This is a genomic window from Amycolatopsis deserti, from assembly GCF_014653945.1.
Lineage (GTDB): Bacteria > Actinomycetota > Actinomycetes > Mycobacteriales > Pseudonocardiaceae > Amycolatopsis_E > Amycolatopsis_E deserti.
The window spans coordinates 321,632-347,533 of the sequence record NZ_BNAU01000004.1 but is presented as its reverse complement, the minus strand read 5'-3'; the positions used below and the strand labels follow the sequence as shown (position 1 = coordinate 347,533).

Below are 25,902 nucleotides of genomic sequence, written 5' to 3'. Positions count from 1 at the left end.
CGACCACCGGCGGGCGGCGATCACCGCCGCCACCGCCCGTCGACCCCAGCCCCTAGGCCAGCCGCCACCAGCCACGCGTCACTGGTCGAACAGGTTCACTTCCGGCGTGATCTCCAGCAGCTCGTGCACCGGGCGGCCGCGGCGGCCGTCGATCGTCGTGGTGCGGACTACCCGTAGGCGGGCCGTCACCGGGCGGTCCAGGTTTTCCTTGATCTGGTCCAGCAGGTCCGGCGCCACCGCCCCCTGGATCGTCCCCCCGGACTCGCGCTCCAGGTAGAAGATCCGGCGGCGCGTGCGGACCCCGTCCAGGCGGCCGGACACCGTCTCGTAGCCGACCTCTTCGCGCGACTCCCGCAGGCTGTTGTGCAGCACCTTCGCCTGCTCGGTTGTCATGCTGCGCGTCACGTCCTCCCCGGCCGTGGGGGTCAGCTGCAGCCCGATGCCGGTGTTCTTCACAACCGCGCTGACGATGTCGCTCACCGCGTTGCGCACCGTGTCCCGCTGCAACAACACCGCGTCCAGGGCGCCGTCGTCGGAACCGTTCGCCGGCAGGAAATCGCACAGTTCTTTCACCGCGCGCTCGGACAGCGTCTCGATCCCGTCGTGGATCAACGCGTCGTCCGGCGCCGGCTCGGGGAAGCCGAAGAAGATCGTGTTGCCCGCCTGCCCGCGCTGGATCAGCGGCGCCTTGTCCCGGTCGGTCTGCTGGACGTAGGTGATCTCGCCCTGCGGGTTGCGGATGATGTGCCCGACCTTCGCCGTCGCGTCCTGCAGCGCCCGGCTGATGTCGGAGAAGGTGTACGCGTCCAGGTTCGTCGGCCCGAGCATCGACACCCGCAGCAACGGCGACCGCGCCGTGCGCTCGAACTTCGCGTGCGCGGCCATCGCCGACGCGCGCGCCAGGTCGTCGAGCCACGTGCCGCCCGGGATCTCGTCGGCGATCCGGCGGAAGTCCATCATCACCACACCACCTCGGGGAAACCGCGGCGCCCCTCGTAGGACCAGGTGTTCGCCCACGTCTCCTCGTCACCGGGGAAGCACAGGAACCCGTCCAGCAAGCCGCCGACGGGTTGTACCTGATCGAGGTACATCGCGGGCTGCCCGACGATGACCCCACGCAGGGTCAGCAACCCGTACAACGAGTCCCGCACCCGGCCCGTCATGCGCTTGAGACCGCCCCAGTCGTCCGGGAGCAGCACGACGTCGAGCCCGCTGGGCACGTCCGGCGTGCGCGTGATGAACTGCCCGCCGATCCAAGCGCGACCGCTCGGGATGATGCGGGCGACCGCGCCGAGATAGCTGTTGAGCGCGCTGAACAGGATCTCGCGGGCGTTCTGGTGCGGCGCGTCGAAGACGAGACGTTCGTAGATGTCGGCCACGTCCGCCGGAAGCCGCCCAGGCGGCAGAACCCCCTCCGGGGTCCAATGGGGCAGCGGCATGCCCAGAAACTATCAGCGACGCGCGGTGTCTCGGTTGAGGGTGGTGGTGGGTGACGGGTGGGCTGCCGGCGGCGCGCGGTGTCTCGGTTGAGGGTGGTGGTGGGTGACGGGTGGGCTATCAGCGACGCGCGGCGTCTCCGTTGAGGGTGGTGGTGGGTGACGGGTGGGCTATCAGCGACGCGCGGCGTCTCCGTTGAGGGTGGTGGTGGGTGACGGGTGGGCTGTTAGCGGCGCGCGGTGTCTCGGTCGAGGGTGGTGGGTGGAGGCCCGGCGGGGTGTGGCGCCTCGGCGGTGGCCGAGGGGTCGGCTGCCGACGGGCGCGGCGAGGCGGGTGGCTGGCTCGTGGTGACGGGTGGGTTCTGGGCGAGGTGTGGCGCCGCGATGGGGTGTCGGCGAGGTGCCCATGGAGGCGGCGAGGTGCCTCGCGGAAGGTGGTGCGTGGGTTCTGGGCGAGGTGTGGCGCCGCGATGGGGTGTCGGCGAGCCCCGCGGAGGCGGCGAGGTGCCCGGGCAGGCCCTCGGCGAGGTGCGGTGCCGCGATTCGGCGCCGGGCGCGCCGTTAGCGACGCGGGCCCCTCAGGGCGCGCGCCGCTCATCCACCCACGCACGCCGAATGGCGGGGCGACGAACCGCCCCGCCGGGCAACCTCCCTCAGCTCGCCGGGGCGTGGTCCTCCGACACCGGCGGCCGCGCCACGAACGGGGTCAGCTGCGGGCGCTTCGGGGACAAGCCGTCGCCCATGGACTCGCCGCGCAGCTGCCGCCGGATCCACGGCAGCAGGTGCGTCTTCGTCCACGCCAGGTCCGACCGGCGCATCGCGATCCAGTCCGCCCGCGTCTCGGTGCTCGGCCACGGCTCGCGCCAGTCCTCGGCCGTCGGCACGCCCAGGACCTCCGCCGCACGCAACGCGATCCGCCGGTGACCCTCGGCCGTGAAGTGCAACCGGTCGTCGCTCCAGGCACGCGGGTCGTGCAGCGGGTCCATCGCCCACAGGTCGACGATCTTGGCGCCGTGCCGGATCGCGCTCGTCCACAGGTGCGCGTTGTAGATGCCGATCTTGCCGCGCAGCACGCTCATCACCGGCAGGTGCTTGGTGTCCGGCCCGTTGAACACGAGGACGTCGATCCCGGCCGCGCGCAGCTTGCCGATCACCTCGTCCAGCTGGGCCGCGATCTCGTCCACGTCGGAACCCGGCACGATCACGTCGTTGCCGCCGGCGCACAGCGTCACCAGATCGGGTTTGAGCTCGAGGGCGATGGGAACCTGTTCCGAGATGATCTCGGCGAGCATCTTCCCCCGCAGCGCCAGATTGGCGTACTGGAAACCGGGCTGGCCCTCGGCCAGAATTTCGGCGAGACGGTCCGCCCAGCCGCGGAAGGTCCCGTCCGGGTTGAAGTCGTTGAGACCTTCGGTGAAGCTGTCACCCAGTGCGACATAGCTGTCGTACACACGCACGCTGCCGTCCCCTTTCGCCAGCACCTGTTGATCGCCCCTGGAACAACTCAGCAGGATGCACTTGTAATCCCGACCTACGCCACCGTCGGTTCAGGGCAAGGTCACAGTCTCTTACGTTGTCGGCCTCCTGAGCTTCTCCATTACCGCTCTTCGCCCGGATGTTGTGGCGAAGATCTCGATGGTAGCTGCCCCCACCGACAGTTTTGGGGCACGCTGTAAAGCGTGACCGGACAAGCCACGCCGCAGAGGGAATCCCTCGGCAGCATCCTCGGTGGGCGCAAGGGCGCGATCGACGCGAGCCTGCCGCCGCTGGCGTTCGTGATCGGCTGGCTGGCCGCGGGCAACTCGATCGCCTGGGGCGCGACCGCGGCGATCGCCACGGCCGTCGTGGTGGGCGTGGTCCGCTTGACCCGTGGCGACAAGGCGCGCGCCGTCGTGGTCAGCCTCGCGGCGGTGATCGTGGCCGCGTTGATCGCGCTGCACACCGGTCGCGCGCAGGACTTCTTCCTCATCCAGGTGCTGTCCAACGTCGCCAGTGCGTTGCTGTGGGTGACCAGCGTCGTCGTCCGGTGGCCCCTGCTGGGTGTCGTCGTCGGGTTGCTGCTCGGCCAGAAGACCCGCTGGCGCAAGGACCCCGACCTGATGCGCGCCTACTCGCGGGCGAGCCTGGTGTGGTCGCTGCAGTACGTGCTGCGCGTGGCCGTCTACCTGCCGCTGTGGTGGGCGGGCGAACTGGTCGCGCTGGGTGTCGCGCGCACCGTCATGACCTGGCCGTTGCAGGCGCTGACGATCGCGGTGAGCGGGTGGGTGCTGTACCGCACGCTGCCGAAGGAGCACCCGGGGCTGCGGGTCGTGCAGGGCGAGTAAGAGCCCCCGGCGAGGGGGAGGTCCGGGGGCCGTCCACACCGTACGCCCGCGCAGCGCACCCGGCATTTGTGCTGCGCGCACGAAAAATGTCCGGATCTTTGGTCCGGTCAGGCCGGGCGGCGCGCCGCGGCCTCCCCGAACGCCTCCACCGCGGCCAGCCACGCCGCCCCGAAAACGCCGTCCGAGCTGGTCCGGACCTCGAGTCCGGCCAGCTTCGCCCGCACCCGCGCGCCCACCCGGCTGCCCTCGCCGAGCACGCTGCCGACCAGTACGACCGGCGTGTCCTCGCCCGGCTCGCGGGTCCCCAGGGCGGTCGCCACCAGCAGGTCCGCGGCGCGCTCGACGATGTCGGTGGCGACCGGGTCGTCCACCGCGACCAGCGGCGCGAACCGGGCCAGTCGGACCGGCGGCTCGGCGTTGACGACCGTGATCAGCCGCCGCCACGCGTACCTCCGGTCGGTCGCGTCGACCCCGGCCTCGGCGAGCACCGCGGTGGCCAGCGGGCCGAGGTCGCCGTCGCGCCCCAGCGCGGCCAGGGTGGCGCGCACGGCCTCCCGGCCCAGCCAGAACCCGGAGCCCTCGTCGCCGAGCAGCCAGCCGTAGCCGCCCTCGGTCGCGACCATCCGGCGCTTGCGGATGCGGCCCGCGATCGAGCCGGTGCCGGCGATCAGCACCGTCCCGTCGGGCGCGTCGGTGGCGGAGGCGAACGCGACCTCGGCGTCGGTCAGGATCACCACCCGGTCCAGGCCCAGGTCGCGCCAGGTGCCCTCGAACAGGGCCGCGACCGCCGGATCGGTCAGCTTCGCGGTGCCCGCCATGCCGATCACGCAAGCGCTTGCCCGGCCCGGGACCTCGGCCGCCGCGCGGATCGCCGCCGCCAGGTTGGCGACCGCTTCCGCCGGCGGGTGCGAGTTCGGGTTGGCGCCGCCGGCGTGCCCGGTGCCGAGCACCGTGCCGTCCGCGGCGACGGCCAGCGCGCGCGTGGACGTGCCACCCGCGTCGACGCCGAGGACGAACCTCATCGCGTCCGGGTGACCTTGTTCAGCCCGCGCGGGCGGTCCGGGTCGAAGCCGCGGGCCAGCGCCAGTCCGAGCGCGATCCGCTGCACCGGCAGCACCTCCAGTACTGGGGCGAGTTCCTCGGCCACGGACGGTACCGGGATGCGCACCGCGGCCGGCACCGCGTCGGCGGACGACCCCAGGGCCAGCACGTCGGCGCCCCGCTCGGCGACCGCGGCCAGCACGTCACGCAGCGCCGCGCCGCCCCGCCCGGCGCCGGTGACGGCGAGGACCGCGGTCTCCTCGTCGACGGCCGCGACCGGGCCGTGCAGCAGGTCCGCGCCGCTGTACGCGCGGGCGGCGAGGTAGCTGGTCTCGGCGAGCTTGAGCGCCGACTCCAGCGCGGTGGCGTAGGAGTAGCCGCGGCCGGTGGTGATGATCCGGTCGACGAAGCGGTAGCGGTCCACCGCGCGCTGCACATCTACGTCCAGCGCCTGCCGCGCCAGCGGCTCGATCTCCGCGGCGGCCGACGAGTCACCGCCCCGGACGGCGTCGATGAGCAGGTACAACGCGAGCAGCGTGGCCGAGTACGTCTTGGTCGCGGCCACCGCCGTCTCGGTGCCCGCCCCGATGTCGACGGCCAGCTCGGCGGCCCCGCCCAGCGGCGAGGCGGGCGTGTTGGTGACCGCGACGGTCAGCGCGCCCTGCTTGCGCGCGGTCTGGGTGAACTCGAGCAGGTCGGGCGAGCCGCCGCTCTGGCTGACCGACACCAGCAGCACGTCCCGCAGGTCGGGGCGCGCGCCGTAGAGGGTCACCGTGGAGGGTGAGACGAGCCCGGCCGGCAGCCCGAGCAGGACCTCGATGAGGTACTTCGCGTACAGCGCCGCGTGGTCGCTGGAGCCGCGCGCGGCCAGCAGGGCGAACCTCGACGGCCGCCGGGAGATGGCGGCGGCGACGTCGGCGATCTCCCCGCGGCGGGCCACCAGTCCCCCCAGAACGGCGGGCTGTTCGGCGATTTCCGCGGCCATGTGCTGTCCGGGGTTGCTCATCCCTGATCCCTTCGAAGGTCTAGACCAATGCTACCCCGGGCGCGGTTCCATTCGGAAAGGGTAGTTTCATCCTGCGCCAGGGGCGCGGTTCGAGGAGGAGTCGGTCATGTTGGAGTCAGCCACGCGCGGTCAGCGCGAACCGAAGTACTGGGCGTTGAAGCAGCATCTGCTCGACCTGCTGGAGACGATGCCGCCGGGTTCGCCGATTCCCACCGAGCGCTCGCTGGCCACCGAGTTCGCGGTCTCCCGCACCACGGTGCGGCAGGCCCTGGCGGACCTGACCGCCGAGGGCAGGCTGCACCGGGTGCAGGGCAAGGGCACGTTCGCGGCCGAGCCGAAGCTGGCACAGCGGCTGCAGCTGTCGTCCTACACCGAGGACATGCGGGCGAAGGGGCGCGAGCCGTCGTCGAAGCTGCTGGAGATCGAGGAGCTGACGGCCGAGCCCGAGCTGGCGAAGCTGCTCGGCATCCGCAACGGCGCGAAGGTGCTGCGGATGCGCCGCCTCCGGCTGGCCGACGGCGAGCCGATGGCGCTGGAGACCACGCACCTGCCCCTGGGCCGGTTCCGCGGCCTGCGCAAACACGTGTCGGCAGGCGGCTCCCTGTACGCGGTGTTGCGGGAGCACTACGGCGTGGAGATGGACAGCGCGGAGGAGACGATCGAGACCGCGCTGGCCGGGCCGCAGGAGGCCGACCTGCTGGGCGCCGACGTGGGCACCCCGATGCTGCTGCTGTCGCGCCACTCGTTCGCCGCGGACGGCAAACCGGTCGAATTCGTGCGGTCGATCTACCGCGGTGACCGGTACAAGTTCGTCACCACGCTGCGACGTCCGTAACTCCCCAAGATCCCTTGTCGTGTCAAGGGATCGTTAAGCCCGAAGTGTCCACTGTGGACGTCGAGAGTGGCTTGCGTCACCTTCCGGCAACGCTGGGAGCATCTCAATCGACAAACACGTTGGACACGATGGGGTTAACACGAGAGGGAGAGCGAACACACCGCGATCATGACCGAGGAGAAGGAAGAGAGCGGCGAGAAGAAGACCGGGCTGTCTCCGGCGCAGGTGGTGGCGTCGGCGCTGGCCGCGGTGACGGCTGCCTTCCTGGGCTCCACCCTGGGCGTGGCGGGGACGGTCATCGGCGCCGGGATCGCGAGCATCGTGACGACAGTGGGCGGCGAGGTCTACCTGCGGTCGCTGCGGCGCACGCGGGCGGCGGCGCGCAAGACCGCCGAGCTGCTGGCCGTGGCCGAGACCCGGCAGCAGACCAGGGTGGTCCCGCCCGCCGTCGCACCGCGTTCGACGCACCCGCTGATCAGGCACCAGCAGCAGAACGGGACGACGGTCGCCAGACCGGCGGCCCAGCTGACCGACGTGCAGCGGACCCGGGTGATCCACCCGATCACGCCGCCGCTGTCGGGCACGACGCGCCGGATGCCGGTCGCCGGGCAGGGTGGTTCCGGGGGTGGCGAGAAGACGGTGTTCATCCCGAAGCCGGTGGACCCGCCCGCGGTTGACGAGGCGCCGCCGGACGGGAAGAAGCCCTGGTGGAAGAGCCGGTGGACGCTGGCAGTGGCCACCAGCGTCGTCGCGTTCGTGGTCGGGATGCTGGCGATCACCGGCTTCGAGGCGGCCACCGGGAGCACGGTGTCCGGCGGGCACGGCACGACGCTGGGCCGGGTGGTCGGCGGAACCGGCCCCGCCGAGACGACGACCACGCGGGTCACGACGGTCACCGAGAGCGCCACGACGGACGCCGAGGCGCCGGCGAGCACCAGCACCACGCCGACGCCGTCGTCCAGCGCCGAGAAGACGGAATCGCCCGTGACGACGACGCCGAGCACCAGCGTGCAGGAGACGCCGTCGCAGGCGTCCGAGACCGCGACGACCGCGCCGAGCAGCCCTTGAGGCCGGAGTGCGGGAACGGGCCCTTCGCGAGTTTTCGCGGAGGGCCCGTTTTTCGTGCGCCGAGGGCGGCCACCTCCCGCGGGGCGTCGCGGCCGACGCGCCCAGGTCAGTCCAGCTGTGCGCGCAGCGCTCGGGTTGCCGCCGCTGGGTCGTCGGCCTCGGTGACCGCCCGTACCACCACGATCCGCGACGCGCCCGCCGCCAGGACTTCCGGCAGGCGCTCGGTGTCGATGCCGCCGATGGCGAACCACGGCCGGGCGGTGCCGAGCTCCGCCGTCTCCCGCACGAGGTCCAGGCCGGGCGCCGGGCGGCCCGGCTTCGTCGGCGTCGGCCAGCACGGGCCCGTGCAGAAGTAGTCCACACCTTCTTCCACAGCCGCCGCTCGCGCCTGTGGAAGGTCGTGCGTCGAGCGGCCGATCGCCGGCTCGTCACCGATCACCCGCCGCGCCAGCGGCACCGGCAGGTCGTCCTGCCCCAGGTGCAGCACGTCCGCGTCGACGGCCGCCGCGATGTCCGCCCGGTCGTTCACCGCCAGCAGCGCCCCGTGCCGCGCGCACGCCTCGGCCAGGATCTCCAGCGCCGCCAGCTCCTGGCGGGCCTCCAGCGGCGCCCCGTCCCGCTTGTCCCGCAGCTGGATGATGTCCACCCCGCCGGCCAGCGCGGCATCGGCGAACTCGGCCAGGTCCGGCCGGTCCCCGGTGCACAGATACAGCCGTGCCGCGTCGAGGCGCTTCCTGATCTCGTCACCACTGAGCCCTGGCATGGCCCGAACCCTATCTCGCACGTTAGGGTGGGGGTGTCCGCACGGGAGCCCGAGCCACGGGCTGAGAGGGAGCTGTCAGCGCTCCGACCGTGGAACCTGATCCGGATCATGCCGGCGCAGGGAGCGTGATTCTGATGAGCAACCAGCACGTGGCCGTCGTCGGCGGCGGGGTCATCGGCCTGTCCGTGGCCTGGCGCGCCGCCGCGGCCGGGCACCGTGTCACCGTCGTCGACCCCGCACCGGGCCGCGGCGCGTCCTGGGTCGCCGGCGGCATGCTGGCCCCGGTCACCGAGGCCTGGCCCGGCGAAGAGGAGTCGCTCGCACTCGGGGAGGAGTCCCTGAAGCGCTGGCCGGCCTTCGCGCAAGCGCTTGCGCAGGACGGTGTCGACCCGGGGCTGTCCACGGCGGGCACGCTCGTCGTGGCGTTCGACCGCGCCGACGCCGACCAGCTGGACATCGTGGCCGGCTACCTGCGGTCGGTCGGCCGCGAGGTCGAACAGGTCACCGGCCGCCGGCTGCGCTCGCTCGAACCCGGACTGGGCGCCGTCCGCAGCGGCCTGCTCGTGCCCGGCGACCTGGGCGTCGACAACCGCAAGCTGCTCCGCTCACTGGAAGCCGCCGCACTCCGGCGCGGCGCGGAGTTCACCGGCGACGCCGCGCGGGCCGTCGAACCCGGCCGCGTCCGCACGGCCCACTGCGAGGTCCGGTGCGACGTCGTGGTCATCGCCGCCGGCGCCCACAGCGCGCGGCTCCACCCGCTGCTCGCGCGAGGTGTCCGGCCGCTCAAGGGCGAGATCCTCCGCCTGCGCGCGCGGCGCACGAGCCTGCCACCTCCCACGCGCACGGTGCGCGCGGTCGTCGAGGGGCGGCCGGTGTACCTCGTGCCACGCGCGGACGGCGAACTCGTCCTCGGCGCGACCCAGTACGAGGCCGGGTTCGACGAGACCGTGAGCGCCCGCGGCGTGCGCGAGCTGCTGGAGGGCGCCGAGCGGATCTTCCCCAGCATCGACGAGTACGAGCTGGTCGAGACCGCGGCCGGGCTGCGCGCGGCCAGCACCGACACGCTCCCGTTCATCGGTGACCTCGGCGACGGCGTCCTCGCCGCGACCGGACACCACCGCAACGGTCTGCTCATGGCGCCGGTGACCGCCGACGCCGTCGTGGCTTGGCTGGCCGGGGAGAAACCGCCCGCGGAGGCGCTCGCGGCGGACCCGGCCCGGCTCGGAACAGGAGGGGTCTGATGGAAGTGCAGGTCAACGGGGACTGGCGGGAAGTCCCCGACGACGCCACGGTGACCGACGTGCTCAAGGCCATCGACGCGCCGGAGCGCGGTGTGGCGGTCGCGCTCAACGGCGAAGTCGTACGGCGCGGCGAGTGGGCGGCCAGGGCCGTGCCCCCGGGGGCACGGCTGGAGATCCTGACGGCGGTGCAAGGTGGGTGAGGTCATGTTCGACGGCGACCAGCTCGTGATCGGCGAGCACAAGCTCGGCTCACGGCTGATCATCGGAACCGGTGGCGCGGCGAACCTGTCCGTGCTGGAGCGGGCGCTCGTCGCGTCCGGCACCGAACTGACGACGGTCGCGCTGCGCCGCACGGACGCCGAGGGCGGCTCCGGTGTGCTGGACCTGCTGCGGCGTCTGGGCATCCGGCTCCTGCCGAACACCGCGGGCTGCCGCGGCGCCGCCGAGGCGGTGCTGACCGCGCGGCTGGCGCGCGAGGCGCTGGAGACCGACCTGATCAAGCTCGAGGTGCACGCCGACGACCGGACCCTGCTGCCCGACCCGGTGGAAACCCTCGACGCGGCCGAGCAGCTCGTCGCCGACGGGTTCACCGTGTTCGCCTACACCAACGACGACCCGGTGCTCGCGCTGCGGCTGGAGGAGGCCGGGTGCGCCGCGGTGATGCCGCTGGGCGCGCCGATCGGCACCGGGCTGGGCATCCGCAACCCGCACAACATCGAGCTGATCGTGGCCCGCGCGGGCGTGCCGATCATCCTCGACGCGGGGATCGGCACGGCCTCCGACGCGGCGCTGGCGATGGAGCTGGGCTGCGACGCGGTGCTGCTGTCCACGGCCGTCACCCGGGCGCAGGACCCCGAGCGGATGGCGTACGCGATGCGCTCGGCGGTGATCGCGGGCCGGCTGGCGCGGCAGGCGGGGCGGATCCCGCAGCGGTTCTGGGCCCAGGCGTCCAGTCCGCCGCGCTGAATTGTCCGCCTTCACCTCGGTTCAGCGCGGCGAGCACGTATGGTTTACCGCACCCGAGCGGTCGGCGAGGCGAAGGAGCTCGAGAGTGGTTGAGTCAACCGAGGATGTCGCTGGACGGTTGTTCCTCGCCGTCGGCCGGCTGTCCCGGTCGCTGCGACAGGCAGGCACACCCGGTCCCGGCCACGGCTCCATTTCCGCGCTGTCCACGCTGGTCGCCTTCGGCCCGATGCGGCTGGGTGACCTGGCGGCGAAGGAGGGCGTGGCGGCCGCGACGATGTCGCGGATCGTCGCCTCGCTGGTCGACGCGGGCTGGGCCAGCCGCGAGCCCGACCCGGTCGACCGCCGCGCCTGGCTCGCGACGGCCACCCCGCAGGGCGAGCGCATGCTGCTCGATCTGCGGTCCACGCGGGTGCACGAGCTGCAGAAGCGGATCGACCGCCTGTCGCCGGAGCACCAGGCCGCGCTCGGGCAGGCGCTGCCGGCGCTGGAAGCGCTACTGGCCGGCGACGAGACCTGACGCGCTCTAGCGGTCCTCCGGCGCCAGCCGCCAGAAGGCCGACACCGGGCCGACCTTCGCGCCCATCGGGTAGGAGTTCGCCACCGCGTTGGACACGAACCACTTCCCGAACCGGGCGGCTTCCGGCACCGACATGCCCCGCGCCAGTCCCGCGGTCAGCGCCGACGCCATCGCGTCCCCGGCGCCGTGCGTGTGCGGCGTGGCGAACCGCGGCCCGGGCAGCTCGACGAACGAGCGGCCGTCGTAGAGCAGGTCCACGCACTCCGGATCGCTGGTCAGGTGGCCGCTCTTGACCAGCACGTACTTCGGCCCCAGCTCCTTCAGGGCCACCGCCGCCTCGTGCATCCCGGCGCGGTCGGTCACCTCGAGCCCGGTCAGCAGGCGCACCTCGTCCAGGTTGGGCGTGATCACGGCGGCCCGCGGCAGCAGCAGTTCGCGCAGCGCGGCCAGCCCGGCCGCGTCGAACAGCGGGTGCCCGTGCATCGACGCGGCCACCGGGTCGACCACGAACGGCACCTTCGTGTCCCGGCCGATCTCCGCCCGGTCACACGCCTGCGCGACCGCCTCGATGATCTCCGCGGAGGCGAGCATGCCGGTCTTGGCCGCCTGCATGCCCATGTCCGCGGCGACGGCCTCGATCTGCCCGGCCACGATCCGCGCCGGGATGTCCGACCGGTCGTGCACGCCGAGCGTGTTCTGCACGGTCACCGCCGTCACCGCGACCAGCCCGTGCACCCCGCAGGTCAGGAACGTGCGCAGGTCCGCCTGCAGCCCCGCCGCACCACCGGAGTCGGATCCGGCGATGGTCAGGGCGGCAGGCGGACTCGCGTTCTGGCTCATGCCTCCAGTGTCGCAAACCCGTCGATCAAGCGAGCCGCCAGAACGGCGACACCGGCCCGACGCCCTCGCCCAGCGGGTACGCCTCGGCGACGCACCGCTCGATGAACCGCTTGCCCTCGTCCACCGCGTCCGGCACGCCCAGGCCCTTGGCGAGGAACGCGGTGATCGACGACGCCAGCGTGTCGCCGCCGCCGTGGGTGTGCTTCGTGTCGATCCGGCGCGCGGACAGCTCGATGAACTGCACGCCGTCGGAGAGCAGGTCGACGCACTCCGGGTCGTCGTAGAGGTGCCCGCCCTTGACCAGCACCCACATCGGGCCCAGGGCCAGCAGCGCCCGCGCGGCGTCGCGCTGGCTGGCCCGGTCGGTGACCTCCACACCGGTGAGCAGCCGGACCTCGTCGAGGTTCGGGGTCACCAGCGTGGCGCGCGGGAACAGCTCCGTGCGGATGGCCTCCAGGGCTTCCTCACACAGCAGGGGATCCCCGTGCATCGAGGCCGCCACCGGGTCGACGACGAACGGCACGGTCGTCTCGCGTCCGATGTGGACCTCGTCGAGCGTCTTGGCGACCTCGCTGATGATCTCCGCCGTGGCGAGCATGCCGGTCTTGGCCGCGTCCACGCCCATGTCACCGGCGACCGCCTTGATCTGCGCCGACACCACGTCCGGCGGGATCTCGGTGAACCCCTGCACGCCCAGCGAGTTCTGCACCGTGACCGCGGTGATCGCGGTCATCCCGTGCACGCCGCAGGCGAAGAACGTGCGCAGGTCGGCCTGGATCCCCGCGCCACCGCCGGAATCGCTCCCGGCGATGGTCAGCGCGGTCTTCGGGGTGACGCTCATTACGGCTGGACCACCGGGAGGTAGACCTGCTTGCCGTTCTCGGCGAACTCCGCGGACTTCTCCTGCATCCCGGCCTCGATGGCATCCACAGTGGACAGGCCGTGCTCCTCGGCGTACTTGCGCACGTCCTGCGTGATTCGCATGGAGCAGAACTTCGGCCCGCACATCGAGCAGAAGTGCGCCGTCTTGGCGGGCTCCGCGGGCAGGGTCTCGTCGTGGTACGAGCGCGCGGTGTCCGGGTCGAGCGAGAGGTTGAACTGATCGGTCCAGCGGAACTCGAAGCGGGCCTTGGACAGCTCGTCGTCCCACTCCTGGGCGTACTGGTGGCCCTTGGCGAGGTCGGCGGCGTGCGCGGCGATCTTGTACGCGATCACGCCGGCCTTCACGTCGTCGCGGTTGGGCAGGCCCAGGTGCTCCTTCGGCGTGACGTAGCACAGCATCGCGGTGCCGTACCAGCCGATCTGCGCCGCCCCGATGGCCGAGGTGATGTGGTCGTAGGCCGGCGCGATGTCCGTCGTGAGTGGACCGAGCGTGTAGAACGGGGCCTCGCCGCAGAGCCGTTCCTCCAGCTCCACGTTCTCCTTGATCTTGTGCATCGGCACGTGGCCGGGGCCCTCGATCATCACCTGGACGTCGTGCGCGCGGGCGATGTGCGTCAGCTCGCCGAGCGTCTCCAGCTCCGCGAACTGGGCGCGGTCGTTGGCGTCGGCGATCGAGCCCGGGCGCAGGCCGTCACCGAGGGAGAAGGTGACGTCGTAGGCGCGCAGGATCTCGCACAGCTCTTCGAAGTGCGTGTAGAGGAACGACTCCTTGTGGTGCGCCAGGCACCACGCGGCCATGATCGACCCGCCGCGGGAGACGATCCCGGTGACGCGGTTCGCGGTCAGCGGGATGTAGCGCAGCAGCACCCCGGCGTGCACGGTCATGTAGTCCACGCCCTGCTCGCACTGCTCGATCACGGTGTCCCGGTAGACCTCCCAGGACAGCTTCGCCGGATCGCCGTCGACCTTCTCCAGCGCCTGGTAGATCGGCACCGTGCCGACCGGCACCGGCGAGTTGCGCAGGATCCACTCGCGGGTCTCGTGGATGCGCTTGCCGGTGGACAGGTCCATGATCGTGTCGGCGCCCCAGCGGGTCGCCCACACCATCTTGTCGACCTCCTCCTCGACCGAGGACCACACGGCCGAGTTGCCCATGTTCGCGTTGACCTTCACCAGGAAGTTCTTCCCGATGATCATGGGTTCGCTCTCCGGGTGGCGGCGGTTCACCGGGATCACCGCGCGGCCCGCGGCGACCTCGTCGCGCACGAACTCCGGGCTCACCCGCTCACGGGCCGCGACGAACTCCATCTCCCGGGTGATCACGCCGGCCTTCGCGAAGCCCAGCTGCGTGTTGTGATCGCGGCCGTCCAGCCAGCCGGAGCGGAGCGGGAACAGTCCATTGTGGACGTCGATGGCGGCGTCCGGGTCGGTGTACGGGCCGGAGGTGTCGTAGACGTCGAAGTGGTCGCCGTTCGTCAGATCGATCCGACGGGCCGGGACGCGGAGCCCGTTCTCGGTGTGGTGGTAGACCTTGCGGGACCCGGTGATCGGCCCGGTGGTCACGGTCGGTGCGACGTTCTTGCCGTTTTCCAGCGTCGTCACGCGAAAATTCACTCCCTACGCCGGCATTACCCGGTCAGGTTCAGCGGTCGGCGGCGCCGGGTCCCAACGGACACCAGCCGCCCTCTCAGCCCGCCAAGGCGCGAGCTCCCGCGTTGTTCGGTTGTCCGTCCGAACCATGCCACGCGGGACGGCAGACCTCAACCCCGCGACGGCGGTTTCACACCCCCGGCCGCCGCAGACCCGCGACGAGGAAACCGACCAGGCGGCGCGCGTCGTAGCGGTGCTTGCGGCTCGCGCCCGCGCAGAGGCCACCGATGCCGCGCATGAGTTCGTAGGCGTCCAGGTCGTCGTGGATCTCCGCGGCGGCGGCGTCGAGCAGCTGGGTGCAGACGGGCACGAGCCGCTCCAGGAAGTAGTCGTGCAGCGGGTCGTAGCAGGGGTCGTCGGACTGCAGCACGGCGGGCAGGCCCTGCTTGGTGATCACGAAGTCGACGAACTGGTCGAGCCACTGCGCGAGGGCTCGGTACGGCGTCGCGCTCGAGGCGAGCAGCTCGGGACCGGCCTCGGCGAGGGCTTCGACCTGGTGCCGGTAGACGGCGACGATCAGATCCGCGCGCGTGGGGAAGTGGCGGTAGATGGTGGCGGTCCCGACGCCGGCCTTGGTGGCGATGTCGCGGATCGGCGCTTCCACCCCAGACGCGACGAAGACCGCGGCGGCCGCGTCGAGCAGCGCCTTCTGGTTGCGCCGCGCGTCGGCTCGTTTGGGTGCGCTGTCGTCCACGGGTCCATTCTGACACCCGGCTCTGGCTAACCGGGACAGTGTCCCGTATGTTAAATGGGACGATGTCCCGTTTTGGTCGGAGGGCTGATGACGACTTATCTGCTGGTGCACGGCGCGTGGCACACCGGGGAGTGCTGGGCGCGGGTGGTGCCGCTGCTGGAGGCGGCCGGGCACCGGGTGCTCGCGCCGACGCTGACCGGTTACGGCGAGACGGCGCACCTGGCCGGGCCGGAGGTCGGGCTCGACACGCACGTCGACGACGTGGCCGGGCTGATCCGCGCGGAGGGTTTGACCGACGTGGTGCTCGTGGGGCACAGCTACGCCGGGCTGGTCATCTCGTCGGTGGCCAACGAGGTGCCGGACCGGATCGCGCGGCTGGTCTACCTGGACGCGATGGTCCCGGAGCACGGGGAAACCGCGGCGGACGTCCTCCCGGTCACGCAGGCCATGATCGAGGCGGCGCTGGCGTCCGAAAGCGGCTGGCGGGTCCCGCCGATGCCCGAGCTGCCGCCCCCGGACGGCCTGTTCGGCGTCACCGAGCCCGCCGACGTGGCGTGGCTGCGCACGATGCTGTCCGACCAGCCGGTGCGCTGCCTCCAGCAACCGGTGCGGCTGGACAACCCGGCGACGCGGACGATCCCGCGGACGCACATCCACTGCACGGTCAAGCCGGACGGCTTCGAGCGGCGCCCGGTGCCGGCTGTGCAGCCCAACGGAACGCCCGCGGAGATCTGGGAACTCGCCACCGGCCACGACTGCATGATCACCGCGCCGGGGGAGCTCAGCGAGCTACTGCTGAAGCTCGGCTGAGGGCCGCGGACTCACGCGCGGGACCGCGGTTGGTCGCCGAGAACGCTGCGGTAGGGGCGATGTTGACTCCGCCGTCGACAACGGGCGCGAGCGGTGCCTGCCGATCGGGCCATCCTGCAGACGCTCGGCATCGCAAATCCGGGGTGTAGAGCCGGCTCTACCTACCCGGCCTCGTGCTGGGTACCGCGGCCTTCTAACTCACCAGCTCGCTCGGGGTCGCGAACACGTCCACCATCGCGCCGTTCCGCAGCACCGTGATCGCCAGGCGGGTGCCGATCACCTCCGCGAACAGCTGCCGCTGGATGTCCTGCGCGTCCGTGATCCGCGAGCGCCCCACCGTCAGCACCAAGTCACCCGGCCGCAGGCCCGCCCGTTCGGCCGGCCCGCCGCGCACCACCTCGACGATCCGCAACCCGGCGCGCTGCCCGGTGTGCTCGGCGACCTCGTCCGGCAGCGGCGCCGGCACCCCGACCACCCCGAGGTACGCCCGCCGCACGCGGCCCTCCACCAGCAGCGTGTCGATGATCCGCCGGGTGGTGTCGTTGATCGGCACCGCCAGGCCCAGCCCGAACCCGGCGACCGCGGTGTTCACCCCCACCACCCGGCCCGCCGAATCCGCCAGCGCACCGCCCGAGTTGCCCGGGTTCAGCGCCGCGTCGGTCTGGATCACGTTCTCGATCACCCGCCCGGCGCTGCGCGTGCGCACCGGCAGCGACCGGCCCAGCGCGCTGACCACCCCGGCCGTCACCGACCCGGCCAGCCCGAGCGGGCTGCCGATCGCCACCACCAGCTGCCCGACGACCAGCTTGTCCGCGTCCCCCAGGCGAGCCGCGGGCGGCGCCTCCGACGCACGCAGCACGGCCAGGTCCGACAGCGGATCCGCGCCGACCACGGTGAACCGCGCCTCGGTGCCATCGGCGTACGTCGCCGTGCCGTGCGTCCCGCCGCCGACCACGTGCGCGTTCGTCACCAGGTGGCCGTCGTCGGCGAACACGACCGCCGAACCGCTGCCCCGCGACAGCCGCACGCTCGCCACGTGCGGGGTCACCTCGGCGGCCACCGTGCTCACCGAGCGTGAGTAGGCGTCGAGCGCGTCGGTGTCATCCACCACGACCACCACCCTGCGATTACACAGTTACCCGGTAACCAGTGTGCGCTCGCAGACCCGCGTAAGCCGCCCCGTTCACCGAGGGCGAAAGCTCACTCCGCGCCGGGCAGCCAGGACAGTCCGGGCACGCCCCACTTGTTGCGCTTGAGCATGCGCTTGGCGTCGCGCGCGTGGCGGCCGACCAGCCGGTCCAGGTAGAGGTAGCCGTTCAGGTGGTCGGTCTCGTGCTGCAGGCAGCGCGCGAAGTAGCCGGTGCCCTCGACCTCGATCGGGTTGCCGTCCAGGTCGAAGCCGGTGACCTTGGCCCAGCTCGCGCGCCCGGTGGGATACGACTCCCCGGGCGCGGACAGGCAGCCCTCCCAGTCGTCGTCCGGGTCGGGCATGGTCTCCGGGATCTCGGAGGTCTCCAGCGTCGGGTTGACCACCAGGCCCTTGTGCCGCACACCCTGGTCGTCGGGGCAGTCGTAGACGAAGACGCGCAGGTCGACGCCGATCTGGTTGGCCGCCAGCCCCACCCCTTCGGCGGCGTACATGGTCTCGAACATGTCGTCGGTGAGGGTGCGCAGCTCGTCGTCGAACTTCTCCACCTCGCGGGTGGGGTTGTGCAGCACCGGGTCGCCGGCGATCCGGATCGGGTGGATGGTCACAATCCGCGATCGTACCCAGCGGACGAGCCGTGACGCGCCGGGCCGTGATCCCACAACCGGACCCTCGACCCGTGGTTGAATGACGCCCGCGGGATCACAACCGTGTGGTTTGCGATTTGAGGAGTCAGATGGACGCCGCGGAGTCGATGGCCGAGGGCGACCGGCCGTCGCCCGAGCCCACCGGCGACGAGGGCGGGCTCACGCCCCGCGAGCTCAAGGTGCTGGCGTTCGAACGCCAGTGGTGGCGCTACGCGGGCGCGAAGGAGCAGGCCGTCCGCGAGGAGTTCGGCCTCTCGCCCACCCGGTACTACCAGCTGCTCAACCAGCTCCTCGACAAAGAGGAAGCGATGGCCGCCGACCCGATGCTGGTCAAGCGGCTGCGCAAGATGCGCACCGCGCGGCAGCGCAAGCGCGTGGCCCGCCGACTGGGGATCGAGGCGCGATGAACTTCCTGCAGGGCCTGTCCCGCCCGCTGCGCCTGGCCGGTGTGGTGCTGATCGGCGTCGCCCTCGTGGCGGTCGTGATCGGCGGCATCACCGCGCTGAACGGCGACGGGGACAACGGCCAGACCGCGGCGCCGAGCCCCACCGCCACCGGGGGGACGACCGCGCCGACCGAGACCACCGGTGCGAGCCCCACCGAGACGACGCCTTCGGTCCCGGCCTCGCCGACGTCGGAGACGCCGCCGCCCGGACAGCCGACGGACACCGCCACACCCGGCGGGCCCGGTGGCACCGCGACCCAGCCGGGCGGCACCACGGGAGCCCCGGGCGCGGGCGACGGCGGGGTGCCGGCCGACCAGACCGCGGCCAAGTGGGTGCCGGTGCGCGTCTACAACAACAGCACCATCCACGGCCTCGCCGCCCGCGCCGCCGACGAGCTGCGCGCCAACGGCTGGAACGTGGTCGAGGTGGGCAACTACCCGCAGGGCATCATCCCGACGACCACGGTGTACTACACGCCGGGCACGGACGAGGAGACGGCGGCGCGGTCGCTGGCCGCCGCGTTCGGGATGAAGGTCGAGCCGCGGTTCGAGGGCATCCAGGACGCGAGCCCGGGTGTCATCGTGATCGTGACCAACGACTACAAGGGTTCGCAGGTCAAGGGTTCCTGACGCGAGCGGCGGTCTCGTCCGCCGCTCGCTGTCTCAGGCGCGGTTCTTCGCGTACGCCTCCAGCGCCGCCAGCTGCGCCGGGTCCAGCGACGGCCGCACCGTCTTCCGCGCGGTCTCCAGGTGCGCCGCCGTCACCTCGGCGGCCTCCAGCGATTCGCGCATCGCCGTGAGCGCCGCCTCCCGGATCAGCGCCGCGCAGTCCGCCGCGGAATAGCCGTCCAAAGTGGCTGCGACCGCGTCCAGGTCCACATCGGACGCCAGCGGCGTGTGCCGGGCGGTGGCGCGCAGGATGTCGGCCCGCGCCGCGGCGTCCGGCGGCGGCACGTAGACCAGGCGCTCCAGCCGTCCGGGGCGCAGCAGGGCCGGGTCGACCAGCTCCGGCCGGTTGGTCGCGCCGAGCACGACCACGTCCCGCATCGGCTCGACCCCGTCCAGCTCGGTCAGCAGCGCGGCCACCACCCGGTCCGACACCCCCGAGTCGCCGGACTGCCCGCGCCGCGGCGCGAGCGCGTCGATCTCGTCCAGGAACACCAGCGACGGCGCCGCGTCGGCGGCCTTGCGGAACAGCTCCCGCACGGCGCGCTCGGACTCGCCGACCCACTTGTCCAGCAGTTCGGCGCCCTTGACCGCGAACACGTTCAGCGCCCCGGTGCCCGCCAGCGCGCGCACCAGGAACGTCTTGCCACCACCGGGCGGCCCGTACAGCAGCACCCCACGTGGCGGTGCGATGCCCAGGCGCGAGAACGAGTCCGGGTACCGCAGCGGCCACAGGACCGCCTCCGTGAGCGACTGCTTGACCTCGGTCATGTCGCCGACGTCGTCCAGCGTCAGCCCGCCGGTTGCCAGGTTGTCCGAAGTGGACATGGAGATCGGGCGGACGGACTGCAGCGCGTCCAGCAGGTCCTGCTGCGAGATGCGCGGCTCGTCGGCCTCCCGCTGCCGTAGCGCCGCCCGCACCGCGGCGTCCCGGCGCAGCGCCAGCAGGTCCGCGGCCACGAACCCCGGCGTGCGGTCGGCGATCCCGCCGAAGTCCACAGTGGATTCCAGTGGCACGTCCCGCAGCAGCACGCGCAGCAGTTCGGTGCGGACCCGGGCGTCCGGCTGGGGGATCGCGAGCTCGCGGTCGAGCAGGTCGGCCGCCCGCAGCCGCGGATCGCACGACTCGGGGCGGGCGGTGGTGGCGACGACCGCGAGCTCCGGGCGGGTCAGCGCGCCACGCAGCTCGTCCAGCACCACCGTCGCGACGGGCGGTGGCTGCGTCGCCGGGAGCAGCGTGTCGATGTCGGTGATCAGCAGCACCGCCGGACCGCCCGCGGCGGCCTGGTCGACAGCCTCGCGCAGCCGGGTGGCGATCGCGTTCGGCTCCAGGACGGCGATCGACGGCGCGGCCAGCGTGACCAGGCGGAGGTTCTCGGCCGCGGCGACCGATCGCACCAGCGTCGTCTTGCCGACGCCCTCCGCCCCGGAGAGCAGCACGCCGAGCCGGGCCGACGTGCCCAGCCGGGCGAGCAGTTCGGGGCGCCGGAACGTCAGGTCGACCCATTCGGCGAGCGTGCGGGCCTGGTCGTGCGCGCCGCACAGGTCGGCCAGCGGCGGGGCGGGCTCCTCCGGCTCGGCGATCACCTCGGGCTCGGCGCGCGGGGCGGCCGGGGCCGCCGGTGCGGTGGAGCGGGCGCCGTCCCGCCAGCTGACCACGGTGGACGGGCTGATCACGACCGGCCCGCCGGGTTCGGTCGCGGTGACGGTGAGCAGCTCGGTGGTCCAGCCGGCGCCGATCGCCCTGGAGAGCTGGCCGCGCACGGTCGTGACGTCCGACCCGGGCGCGGGCGCGAGGTCCTGCGGGAGGAGCGACACCGCGTCCCCGACCGTGAGGACCTTCCCGGTCAGCGCGAGCCGCAGCGTGTTAGGCGACACCGACGCGCTGGCCAGCCGCGACCCGGCGACGGTCACCGAGCGGGCCTGCGAGACCTCCGCCGGCGCGACGACGACCTCCGAGCCCTCGGTGACGCCGAGGTTGGACAGGGTCACGTCGTCGGCGTAGACCACCCCGGGCGTGCCGGTCGCGTCGCCGGGCGCGGCGAGCGCGGCGCTCACCCGGGCGCCGGTGAGGTGCACCGCGTCCCACGCGCGCAGGCCGAGCGCGTCGAGGACCTCCGGGTGCAGGCGGACGATGCCGCGCCGGGTGTCGAGGGCGGACGGCGTGTGCCGGATGGTCAGCGTGATCTGGGGCGCGCTCACGCCCTCACTCTAGGGCGAGCGCGGCCGGGATGGCGGCGAACGCGCGATCGACGAGGACCGGGAGCAGCTCGCGCTCGCCGGACGGGCTCCACTCGGCCAGCGCGCAGTTCCACGCGCCGATCACGACCTCGACCAGCAGGCGCTGTTCCAGTCCGGGGGTGAGGCCGAGGACGCGGATGATCTCGGTCTTGACCTCGGCGCAATACCGCAGCGTGTGGGCCTGCAGCGGGGAGCACTCCTCGGTCAGCCGGACGGTGGGCAGGAACTGCCGGTACCAGTAGTCGTCCATCCGGCCGATGGTGGTGAGCAGCGCGTCCTTCAGGACCCCGAGCAGCGGCCCGGACGGCGGCCGCTCGGCCAGCACGCCGAGGTAGGTCTCCCACAGCTGCTTGATCGCGGTGAGCGCGACGTCCTCTTTGGACGTGAAGTTGCGGAAGAAGGTGCGCTTGGAGACCTCGACCGCCTCGACCAGCTCGTCGAGCGTGGTCGCGTCGAAGCCGCGCTCGGTGAACATCGCCACCGCGGTCTCGGCCAGCGCCTGCCGGGTGCGCAGCTTCTTGCGCTCGCGCAGGGGGAGCGACTGCTCGGTCGTCGTCATCGCCCCCAGTCTAGTTGATGCGCCTTGATGGCAAGTGCCACTCGGTGGCACTATTGGGCGCAAGATCGCTGCGAAGGAGAGAACATGCGTGCGCTGGTCGTCGACCACTCGTCGTCGTCACACCTGAAACTCGCCGAGGTGCCCGATCCGGTGCCGGCACCGGACGAGGCCCTGGTCCGGGTCGAGGCCGTCTCGCTCAACTACGGCGAGGCGTTCATGGTGGACTCCGCCCAGGTGCCCGAGGGGAGCGTTCCGGGCTGGGATGCGACGGGTGTGGTGGTGCGGGCGGCCGCCGACGGTTCCGGCCCGGCTGCCGGAACTCGCGTGATCACCCTGGGGCTGACCGGCGCCTGGGCGGAGTTGCGAGCCGTGCCGACCGCGACGATGGGCACCGTGCCGGCGGGGGCGGACGGCGGTGCGATCAGCACGATCCCCGTCGCCGGGCTGACCGCGTTGCACGTCCTGCGGCGGTTCGGGCAGACCCTGGGACGCCGGATCATGATCACCGGCGCTTCCGGTGGGGTCGGCCGGTTCGCCGTCCAGCTCGCCGCACGGGCCGGCGCCGAGGTCGTGGCCGTCAGCGCGGATCCGGCGCAGGTGAGCGTGCTCGAAGCGCTCGGCGCGCGTGAGGTGATCAAGCATCCGGCCGAGGTGAGCCGGCCCGTCCACGGCGTGCTCGACAACATCGAGGGCGAGCAGATGGTCGCGGCCTTCGGACAGCTGCACGCCGGCGGACAGCTGGTCAGCGTCGGGCGGTCCGCGGGAACGGACGCGGTCTTCCCCTTCGGGGCGTTCCTCGCCACCGAGGGCCGCCACGACCGGTCGATCAGCACGTTCTTCCTGCTCGCCGACCCGAAGGCGGACGTGCGTGAGGACCTGACGTGGCTGGCCGCCGAGGTGGCCGCGGGCAGGCTCGATGCCGGGATCACCTGGCGTGGCGACTGGTCCCGCCACGCCGAGGCGACCGCGGCGCTGCTCGGCCGCCGCCTGCGCGGCAAGGCCGTCCTCGAGATCAGCTGACGCGCTCACCCCACCGGTCGAGGAAGGTGATGTCCTCGACCGGTGGCCGCGCGGCCGGCCGGAAGTCCCGCTGCGTGGTGTAGGCGACCGGCAGCAACGCGACCTGGGTGAAGTCCGCCGGGATGCCGACCACCCGCGCGACCTCCTCCTCGTGGCCGAACAGGTGGTAGCCGGTGATCGTGCTGCCGAGGCCGCGGTCGCGCAGCGCGAGCTGGAAGCTCCAGATCGCCGGGTAGATCGAGCCGTAGAACCCGGTCAGCTCGGCGTTGCCGCCTTCCGGGCGTCCGGCCAGGCAGGCCAGCACGAGCGCGGGGACGCGGTGGATGTTGTCCACCAGGAACTTCGCCGACTCCAGCGAGCGCGGCGGGACGAGGTGTCCGTACTCGCGCTGGGCGGCCTCGCCGACCTTCCGGATCGGCTCGGCGATGCGGGCCTTCAGCTCGGGGTCGCGGACCACGAGCCAGCGGATCGCGTCCTGCTGGTTGCCGGCGATCGGCGCCTGCATGGCGATCCGCAGGCATTCGGTGATCACCTCCTGCTCGACCGGCCGGTCGAGGTCCAGCTTGCGCCGCACCGAACGGGTGGTGGTCAGCAACGTGTTCGTGTCCATCCAGGTCCTCTCCGAGACTTACGCTGTAAGTACTTACACTGTAAGGCATGGCGCTGACGCGGGAGAAGGTGCTCGACGCCGCGCTGCGGCTGGTCGGGGAGAACGGCCTGAGCGGCCTGTCCATGCGCAAGCTCGCGGCCGAGCTGGGTGTGGAGGCGATGTCGCTCTACAACCACGTCGCGAACAAGCAGGACCTGCTGGACGGCGTCGCGGCGCGGGTGTTCGAGCAGGTCGAGTTACCGGATCCGGAGCTGCCCTGGGACGAGCGGCTGCGGGCGCTCGGGCTGAGCGCGTTCGAGACGCTCAACCGGCATCCGGCCGTCGTGCGCGCGCTGACCGCCGAGCAGGCCAACCCGCTGTCCGAGGGCACGGTCCGGCTGATGGACGCCATCCTCGGCGCGCTGCTGGACGCCGGGCTCGACGAATACCACGCGGCGCGCGGCTACCGGTCGCTGATCGGGATGGTGTTCGGCGCGGTGCTCGTCGGCGCGGGCGGGCTGGCCGCGGAACGGGAGGAGCCCGCCGTCGAGTGGTTCCGCCGGACCGTCACACCGCAGCGGCACCCGAACCTGCACCGGGCGATGCCCGCCCTGGTCGGGATCGACTGCCTGCAGGACTTCCGCTACCAGCTCGACCTGTTCATCAGGGGCCTGCGTTAACGGTTGCGCTGGCGCAGGCCGATGCGGCGCCAGCTGCGACGGCGCGAGCGGTCCTGGCTCTCCGCCGGGTACGTGCGCACCCCGCGCACCACGTGGTCCTGCGTCCGGCGCACGGCCAGCCGCTGGTTGCCGGCCACCCGGATCCGCGGCCGCCGCAGGCGCAGGCGGCTCGTGCTGCGCCGGATCGCCCGGCGTTCGCGCAGCGGCACGCCCCACGCCTCGGGGTGGTTGGCCAGCCACTGGTAGCGCCGCACCGCGTACGGGATGTGCGCCAGGTACAGCAGCAGCGCGACGGCCAGCGCGATCAGCGGGTACTGGATGATCGCCGCCGCCGCGAGGCCGACCCCGACCAGCAGCGGCGCGGCCGCCTTCGCCGGGACCTTGACCGACTTCAGCGACAGCGTCGGCAGCCGGCTGATCAGCAGCAGCGCGATCGCCACCGTCCACACGTAGACCACCGGCGCCGACGACCACCAGCCGTCGCCGAACTCCAGCGTCAGGATCACCGGCATCAGCGCGCACAGGCCACCCGCGGGTGCGGGCACACCGACGAAGAACTCCTTCGCGTACGGCGGCTTCTCCACGTCCAGCAGCGTGTTGAACCGGGCCAGCCGCAGCACGATGCACACGGCGAAGGTCAGCGACACGATCCAGCCGATGCCGGACGTGTCGCCGAACCAGATGTAGAGCACCAGCGCCGGGGAGACACCGAAGGAGATCGCGTCGGACAGCGAGTCCAGCTCGGCGCCCATCTTCGACGTCGCGTCGAGCAGGCGCGCGATCCGGCCGTCCAGGCTGTCCAGGACGGCCGCGACGCCGATCGCGCCGATCGCCAGCACGAACTGCCGGTTGAGCGCGAACTGCGCGGCGGACAGGCCCGCGCACAGCGCCAGGACCGTGATCGCGTTCGGCAGCAGCCGCACCGACGGGGTCATCACCCGGACCATGATCAGGCTCCTCGCTCCGGCAGCGAAGCCAGGGGCGTCTCGCCGCCGATCGTCCGCTGGCCCTTGCGGACCAGCACCTCGCTGCCCGGCGGCAGGTAGATGTCCACCCGCGAGCCGAACCGGATCAGCCCGTACGTGTCGCCGGCCCGGACCTTCTCCCCGTCGGCGACCTGGCACAGGATCCGGCGCGCGACCAGCCCGGCGATCTGCACGACCACCAGCTCGTGCCCGGCCTCGGTGCGCAGCAGCACCGAGTTGCGCTCGTTGTCGTCGCTGGCCTTGTCCAGGTCCGCGGACAGGAACTTGCCCGGCCGGTAGGCGACGCGCTCGACCACCCCGGTGGCCGGCACGCGCTGCACGTGCACGTCGAAGACCGACAGGAACACGCTGACGCGCATCCGCGGTTCGGCGGGCAGGCCCAGCTCCGCGGGCGGGGTGGCCTCCTCGATCAGCGAGACGATGCCGTCGGCCGCGGCGAGGACGAGGTCGTCCCGCTCGGGTGGCACGCGCTTCGGCTCGCGGAAGAACGCCGCGGTCGCCAGTGTCGCCAGTGCGCCGACGGCGCCCAGCGGCTTCCAGGCCCGGCGCAGCAGCAGCGTGGCCGCCACCCCGCCGGCGACGAACGGCCGCCCCGCGGGGTGCATCGGCGGCAGTGTCTCGCGCGCGAGGTTCAGGGCATGGGTGATCGGATTGCTCGCCTTGTCCGGCGCAGTGCTGCTCATCGAAGCGGTGTCCCGGTGATTCGTGTCCAAGGTGTGACCGGTCCGTGACGCCTGGCCAGGCGTGGTGGTTCGCCGATCCGGGTATCCACGCTACCGCCAGGTCTGCGCGGCCCGTTCCGCATCCCGCCGAACGGGCCCCCCGCAGGGGTCAGGCGTTGCTAACGCC

The 25,902-nt window shown here is 72.4% G+C and carries 29 protein-coding genes and 1 riboswitch; of the genes, 12 read left to right on the top strand and 17 right to left on the bottom strand.

Annotated features, from left to right (window positions below):
* Window positions 1-78: 78 nt before the first annotated feature.
* The 3 genes from IE290_RS19625 to IE290_RS19615 form a co-directional block, all read right to left on the bottom strand.
* Entirely contained in the window at window positions 79-963 is an 885-nt protein-coding gene (locus IE290_RS19625; protein ID WP_191246070.1) for a hypothetical protein, read from the bottom strand.
* Window positions 960-1,439 (bottom strand): DUF6932 family protein, encoded by a 480-nt coding sequence (locus IE290_RS19620; protein WP_162830506.1) that lies wholly within the window; start codon window positions 1,437-1,439, stop codon window positions 960-962. Before IE290_RS19620 ends, IE290_RS19625 begins: the two co-directional genes overlap by 4 nt.
* A gap of 650 nt (window positions 1,440-2,089) precedes the next feature.
* Window positions 2,090-2,893 carry an SGNH/GDSL hydrolase family protein gene (locus IE290_RS19615; RefSeq protein ID WP_191246069.1) on the bottom strand — a complete coding sequence of 268 codons (804 nt, stop codon included), beginning with the start codon at window positions 2,891-2,893 and terminating at the stop codon, window positions 2,090-2,092.
* Window positions 2,894-3,115: 222 nt separating this feature from the next.
* Between IE290_RS19615 and IE290_RS19610 the strand changes: the two genes are divergently transcribed.
* Window positions 3,116-3,760, top strand: a complete 645-nt coding sequence (locus IE290_RS19610) for a DUF3159 domain-containing protein (RefSeq protein ID WP_191246068.1) — start codon at window positions 3,116-3,118, stop codon at window positions 3,758-3,760.
* Between the two features lie 107 nt (window positions 3,761-3,867).
* On the opposite strand, the gene IE290_RS19605 is transcribed toward IE290_RS19610, so the two are convergent.
* Both IE290_RS19605 and IE290_RS19600 read right to left on the bottom strand, forming a co-directional pair.
* Window positions 3,868-4,782: an N-acetylglucosamine kinase gene (locus IE290_RS19605; protein ID WP_191246067.1), complete on the bottom strand. Its 915-nt coding sequence runs from the start codon at window positions 4,780-4,782 to the stop codon at window positions 3,868-3,870.
* Window positions 4,779-5,786 carry an SIS domain-containing protein gene (locus tag IE290_RS19600; RefSeq protein WP_191246332.1) on the bottom strand — a complete coding sequence of 336 codons (1,008 nt, stop codon included), beginning with the start codon at window positions 5,784-5,786 and terminating at the stop codon, window positions 4,779-4,781. The genes IE290_RS19605 and IE290_RS19600 overlap by 4 nt, the downstream gene beginning before the upstream one ends.
* 127 nt (window positions 5,787-5,913) lie before the next feature.
* Here IE290_RS19600 and IE290_RS19595 point away from each other — a divergent pair, with 127 nt between their 5' ends.
* Complete coding sequence (locus IE290_RS19595; RefSeq protein ID WP_191246066.1) at window positions 5,914-6,642, top strand: GntR family transcriptional regulator; 729 nt, start codon at window positions 5,914-5,916, stop codon at window positions 6,640-6,642.
* 168 nt (window positions 6,643-6,810) lie between these two features.
* Window positions 6,811-7,710, top strand: coding sequence for a hypothetical protein (locus IE290_RS19590; protein WP_191246065.1), 900 nt, complete (start codon window positions 6,811-6,813; stop codon window positions 7,708-7,710).
* A 106-nt stretch (window positions 7,711-7,816) separates the two neighbouring features.
* Here the strand turns inward: IE290_RS19590 and thiE are convergent, their stop codons facing one another.
* Window positions 7,817-8,473, bottom strand: a complete 657-nt coding sequence (thiE, locus tag IE290_RS19585; RefSeq protein WP_191246064.1) for a thiamine phosphate synthase — start codon at window positions 8,471-8,473, stop codon at window positions 7,817-7,819.
* Between the two features lie 31 nt (window positions 8,474-8,504).
* Window positions 8,505-8,613, top strand: a riboswitch (TPP riboswitch).
* Here thiE and thiO point away from each other — a divergent pair.
* The 4 genes from thiO (at window position 8,608) to IE290_RS19565 (ending at window position 11,197) form a co-directional block, all read left to right on the top strand.
* Window positions 8,608-9,714: a glycine oxidase ThiO gene (thiO, locus tag IE290_RS19580; RefSeq protein WP_191246063.1), complete on the top strand. Its 1,107-nt coding sequence runs from the start codon at window positions 8,608-8,610 to the stop codon at window positions 9,712-9,714. Its footprint overlaps the riboswitch before it by 6 nt.
* Window positions 9,714-9,914, top strand: a complete 201-nt coding sequence (thiS, locus tag IE290_RS19575; protein ID WP_191246062.1) for a sulfur carrier protein ThiS — start codon at window positions 9,714-9,716, stop codon at window positions 9,912-9,914. The genes thiO and thiS overlap by 1 nt, the downstream gene beginning before the upstream one ends.
* 4 nt (window positions 9,915-9,918) lie before the next feature.
* Window positions 9,919-10,680, top strand: coding sequence for a thiazole synthase (locus tag IE290_RS19570; RefSeq protein ID WP_191246061.1), 762 nt, complete (start codon window positions 9,919-9,921; stop codon window positions 10,678-10,680).
* Between the two features lie 85 nt (window positions 10,681-10,765).
* Window positions 10,766-11,197, top strand: a complete 432-nt coding sequence (locus IE290_RS19565) for a MarR family winged helix-turn-helix transcriptional regulator (RefSeq protein WP_191246060.1) — start codon at window positions 10,766-10,768, stop codon at window positions 11,195-11,197.
* Between the two features lie 6 nt (window positions 11,198-11,203).
* Here IE290_RS19565 and thiD (IE290_RS19560) read toward each other — a convergent pair whose 3' ends face one another.
* The 4 genes from thiD (IE290_RS19560) to IE290_RS19545 form a co-directional block, all read right to left on the bottom strand.
* On the bottom strand, window positions 11,204-12,037 hold the full coding sequence (thiD, locus tag IE290_RS19560; RefSeq protein WP_191246059.1) for a bifunctional hydroxymethylpyrimidine kinase/phosphomethylpyrimidine kinase: 834 nt from the start codon (window positions 12,035-12,037) through the stop codon (window positions 11,204-11,206).
* 25 nt (window positions 12,038-12,062) lie between these two features.
* A complete protein-coding gene (gene thiD, locus IE290_RS19555) occupies window positions 12,063-12,878 on the bottom strand; it encodes a bifunctional hydroxymethylpyrimidine kinase/phosphomethylpyrimidine kinase (RefSeq protein WP_191246058.1) in 816 nt (271 codons plus the stop codon).
* On the bottom strand, window positions 12,878-14,521 hold the full coding sequence (thiC, locus tag IE290_RS19550; protein WP_229874605.1) for a phosphomethylpyrimidine synthase ThiC: 1,644 nt from the start codon (window positions 14,519-14,521) through the stop codon (window positions 12,878-12,880). Before thiC ends, thiD (IE290_RS19555) begins: the two co-directional genes overlap by 1 nt.
* Window positions 14,522-14,699: 178 nt before the next feature.
* The gene (locus IE290_RS19545) at window positions 14,700-15,263 is read right to left on the bottom strand and encodes a TetR/AcrR family transcriptional regulator (protein ID WP_191246057.1); all 564 of its coding nucleotides are present in this window, start codon (window positions 15,261-15,263) and stop codon (window positions 14,700-14,702) included.
* An 87-nt stretch (window positions 15,264-15,350) separates the two neighbouring features.
* On the opposite strand from IE290_RS19545, the gene IE290_RS19540 reads away from it, so the two are divergent.
* Window positions 15,351-16,073 (top strand): alpha/beta fold hydrolase, encoded by a 723-nt coding sequence (locus IE290_RS19540; RefSeq protein ID WP_191246056.1) that lies wholly within the window; start codon window positions 15,351-15,353, stop codon window positions 16,071-16,073.
* A gap of 193 nt (window positions 16,074-16,266) precedes the next feature.
* On the opposite strand, the gene IE290_RS19535 is transcribed toward IE290_RS19540, so the two are convergent.
* Window positions 16,267-17,181, bottom strand: coding sequence for a S1C family serine protease (locus IE290_RS19535; RefSeq protein WP_191246328.1), 915 nt, complete (start codon window positions 17,179-17,181; stop codon window positions 16,267-16,269).
* 92 nt (window positions 17,182-17,273) lie between these two features.
* On the bottom strand, window positions 17,274-17,828 hold the full coding sequence (locus IE290_RS19530) for a peptide deformylase (protein ID WP_191246055.1): 555 nt from the start codon (window positions 17,826-17,828) through the stop codon (window positions 17,274-17,276).
* 128 nt (window positions 17,829-17,956) lie between these two features.
* Here IE290_RS19530 and IE290_RS19525 point away from each other — a divergent pair, with 128 nt between their 5' ends.
* Both IE290_RS19525 and IE290_RS19520 read left to right on the top strand, forming a co-directional pair.
* On the top strand, window positions 17,957-18,274 hold the full coding sequence (locus IE290_RS19525; RefSeq protein WP_094005737.1) for a DUF3263 domain-containing protein: 318 nt from the start codon (window positions 17,957-17,959) through the stop codon (window positions 18,272-18,274).
* Entirely contained in the window at window positions 18,271-18,942 is a 672-nt protein-coding gene (locus IE290_RS19520; RefSeq protein WP_191246054.1) for a LytR C-terminal domain-containing protein, read from the top strand. Before IE290_RS19525 ends, IE290_RS19520 begins: the two co-directional genes overlap by 4 nt.
* A 33-nt stretch (window positions 18,943-18,975) precedes the next feature.
* Here the strand turns inward: IE290_RS19520 and IE290_RS19515 are convergent, their stop codons facing one another.
* Both IE290_RS19515 and IE290_RS19510 read right to left on the bottom strand, forming a co-directional pair.
* A complete protein-coding gene (locus tag IE290_RS19515) occupies window positions 18,976-21,180 on the bottom strand; it encodes an AAA family ATPase (protein WP_191246053.1) in 2,205 nt (734 codons plus the stop codon).
* A gap of 4 nt (window positions 21,181-21,184) precedes the next feature.
* Window positions 21,185-21,778: a TetR/AcrR family transcriptional regulator gene (locus tag IE290_RS19510; protein WP_191246052.1), complete on the bottom strand. Its 594-nt coding sequence runs from the start codon at window positions 21,776-21,778 to the stop codon at window positions 21,185-21,187.
* An 84-nt stretch (window positions 21,779-21,862) separates the two neighbouring features.
* Here IE290_RS19510 and IE290_RS19505 point away from each other — a divergent pair, with 84 nt between their 5' ends.
* Window positions 21,863-22,798, top strand: a complete 936-nt coding sequence (locus IE290_RS19505; RefSeq protein WP_191246051.1) for a zinc-binding dehydrogenase — start codon at window positions 21,863-21,865, stop codon at window positions 22,796-22,798.
* Here IE290_RS19505 and IE290_RS19500 read toward each other — a convergent pair.
* Entirely contained in the window at window positions 22,791-23,408 is a 618-nt protein-coding gene (locus IE290_RS19500; protein ID WP_191246050.1) for a nitroreductase family protein, read from the bottom strand. The genes IE290_RS19505 and IE290_RS19500 overlap by 8 nt on opposite strands.
* Before the next feature lie 47 nt (window positions 23,409-23,455).
* Here IE290_RS19500 and IE290_RS19495 point away from each other — a divergent pair, with 47 nt between their 5' ends.
* Window positions 23,456-24,067, top strand: coding sequence for a TetR family transcriptional regulator (locus tag IE290_RS19495; protein ID WP_191246049.1), 612 nt, complete (start codon window positions 23,456-23,458; stop codon window positions 24,065-24,067).
* On the opposite strand, the gene IE290_RS19490 is transcribed toward IE290_RS19495, so the two are convergent.
* Together IE290_RS19490 and IE290_RS19485 are read right to left on the bottom strand one after the other, a co-directional pair.
* Window positions 24,064-25,014, bottom strand: a complete 951-nt coding sequence (locus IE290_RS19490) for a CDP-alcohol phosphatidyltransferase family protein (RefSeq protein ID WP_191246048.1) — start codon at window positions 25,012-25,014, stop codon at window positions 24,064-24,066. The two genes, IE290_RS19495 and IE290_RS19490, sit on opposite strands and share 4 nt — an antisense overlap.
* Before the next feature lie 2 nt (window positions 25,015-25,016).
* The gene (locus IE290_RS19485; protein ID WP_017985295.1) at window positions 25,017-25,736 is read right to left on the bottom strand and encodes a phosphatidylserine decarboxylase; all 720 of its coding nucleotides are present in this window, start codon (window positions 25,734-25,736) and stop codon (window positions 25,017-25,019) included.
* Window positions 25,737-25,902 lie beyond the last annotated feature (166 nt).

Coding starts and splice junctions, on each gene's coding strand:
- IE290_RS19620 (WP_162830506.1), bottom strand. CDS start 1,439: ATGCCGCTGCCCCATTGGACCCCGGAGGGGGTTCTGCCGCCTGGGCGG.
- IE290_RS19605 (WP_191246067.1), bottom strand. CDS start 4,782: ATGAGGTTCGTCCTCGGCGTCGACGCGGGTGGCACGTCCACGCGCGCG.
- IE290_RS19600 (WP_191246332.1), bottom strand. CDS start 5,786: ATGGCCGCGGAAATCGCCGAACAGCCCGCCGTTCTGGGGGGACTGGTG.
- IE290_RS19595 (WP_191246066.1), top strand. CDS start 5,914: ATGTTGGAGTCAGCCACGCGCGGTCAGCGCGAACCGAAGTACTGGGCG.
- IE290_RS19590 (WP_191246065.1), top strand. CDS start 6,811: ATGACCGAGGAGAAGGAAGAGAGCGGCGAGAAGAAGACCGGGCTGTCT.
- thiE (WP_191246064.1), bottom strand. CDS start 8,473: ATGCCAGGGCTCAGTGGTGACGAGATCAGGAAGCGCCTCGACGCGGCA.
- thiO (WP_191246063.1), top strand. CDS start 8,608: ATGAGCAACCAGCACGTGGCCGTCGTCGGCGGCGGGGTCATCGGCCTG.
- thiS (WP_191246062.1), top strand. CDS start 9,714: ATGGAAGTGCAGGTCAACGGGGACTGGCGGGAAGTCCCCGACGACGCC.
- IE290_RS19570 (WP_191246061.1), top strand. CDS start 9,919: ATGTTCGACGGCGACCAGCTCGTGATCGGCGAGCACAAGCTCGGCTCA.
- thiD (WP_191246059.1), bottom strand. CDS start 12,037: ATGAGCCAGAACGCGAGTCCGCCTGCCGCCCTGACCATCGCCGGATCC.
- thiD (WP_191246058.1), bottom strand. CDS start 12,878: ATGAGCGTCACCCCGAAGACCGCGCTGACCATCGCCGGGAGCGATTCC.
- IE290_RS19540 (WP_191246056.1), top strand. CDS start 15,351: ATGACGACTTATCTGCTGGTGCACGGCGCGTGGCACACCGGGGAGTGC.
- IE290_RS19525 (WP_094005737.1), top strand. CDS start 17,957: ATGGACGCCGCGGAGTCGATGGCCGAGGGCGACCGGCCGTCGCCCGAG.
- IE290_RS19520 (WP_191246054.1), top strand. CDS start 18,271: ATGAACTTCCTGCAGGGCCTGTCCCGCCCGCTGCGCCTGGCCGGTGTG.
- IE290_RS19510 (WP_191246052.1), bottom strand. CDS start 21,778: ATGACGACGACCGAGCAGTCGCTCCCCCTGCGCGAGCGCAAGAAGCTG.
- IE290_RS19505 (WP_191246051.1), top strand. CDS start 21,863: ATGCGTGCGCTGGTCGTCGACCACTCGTCGTCGTCACACCTGAAACTC.
- IE290_RS19500 (WP_191246050.1), bottom strand. CDS start 23,408: ATGGACACGAACACGTTGCTGACCACCACCCGTTCGGTGCGGCGCAAG.
- IE290_RS19495 (WP_191246049.1), top strand. CDS start 23,456: ATGGCGCTGACGCGGGAGAAGGTGCTCGACGCCGCGCTGCGGCTGGTC.
- IE290_RS19490 (WP_191246048.1), bottom strand. CDS start 25,014: ATGGTCCGGGTGATGACCCCGTCGGTGCGGCTGCTGCCGAACGCGATC.
- IE290_RS19485 (WP_017985295.1), bottom strand. CDS start 25,736: ATGAGCAGCACTGCGCCGGACAAGGCGAGCAATCCGATCACCCATGCC.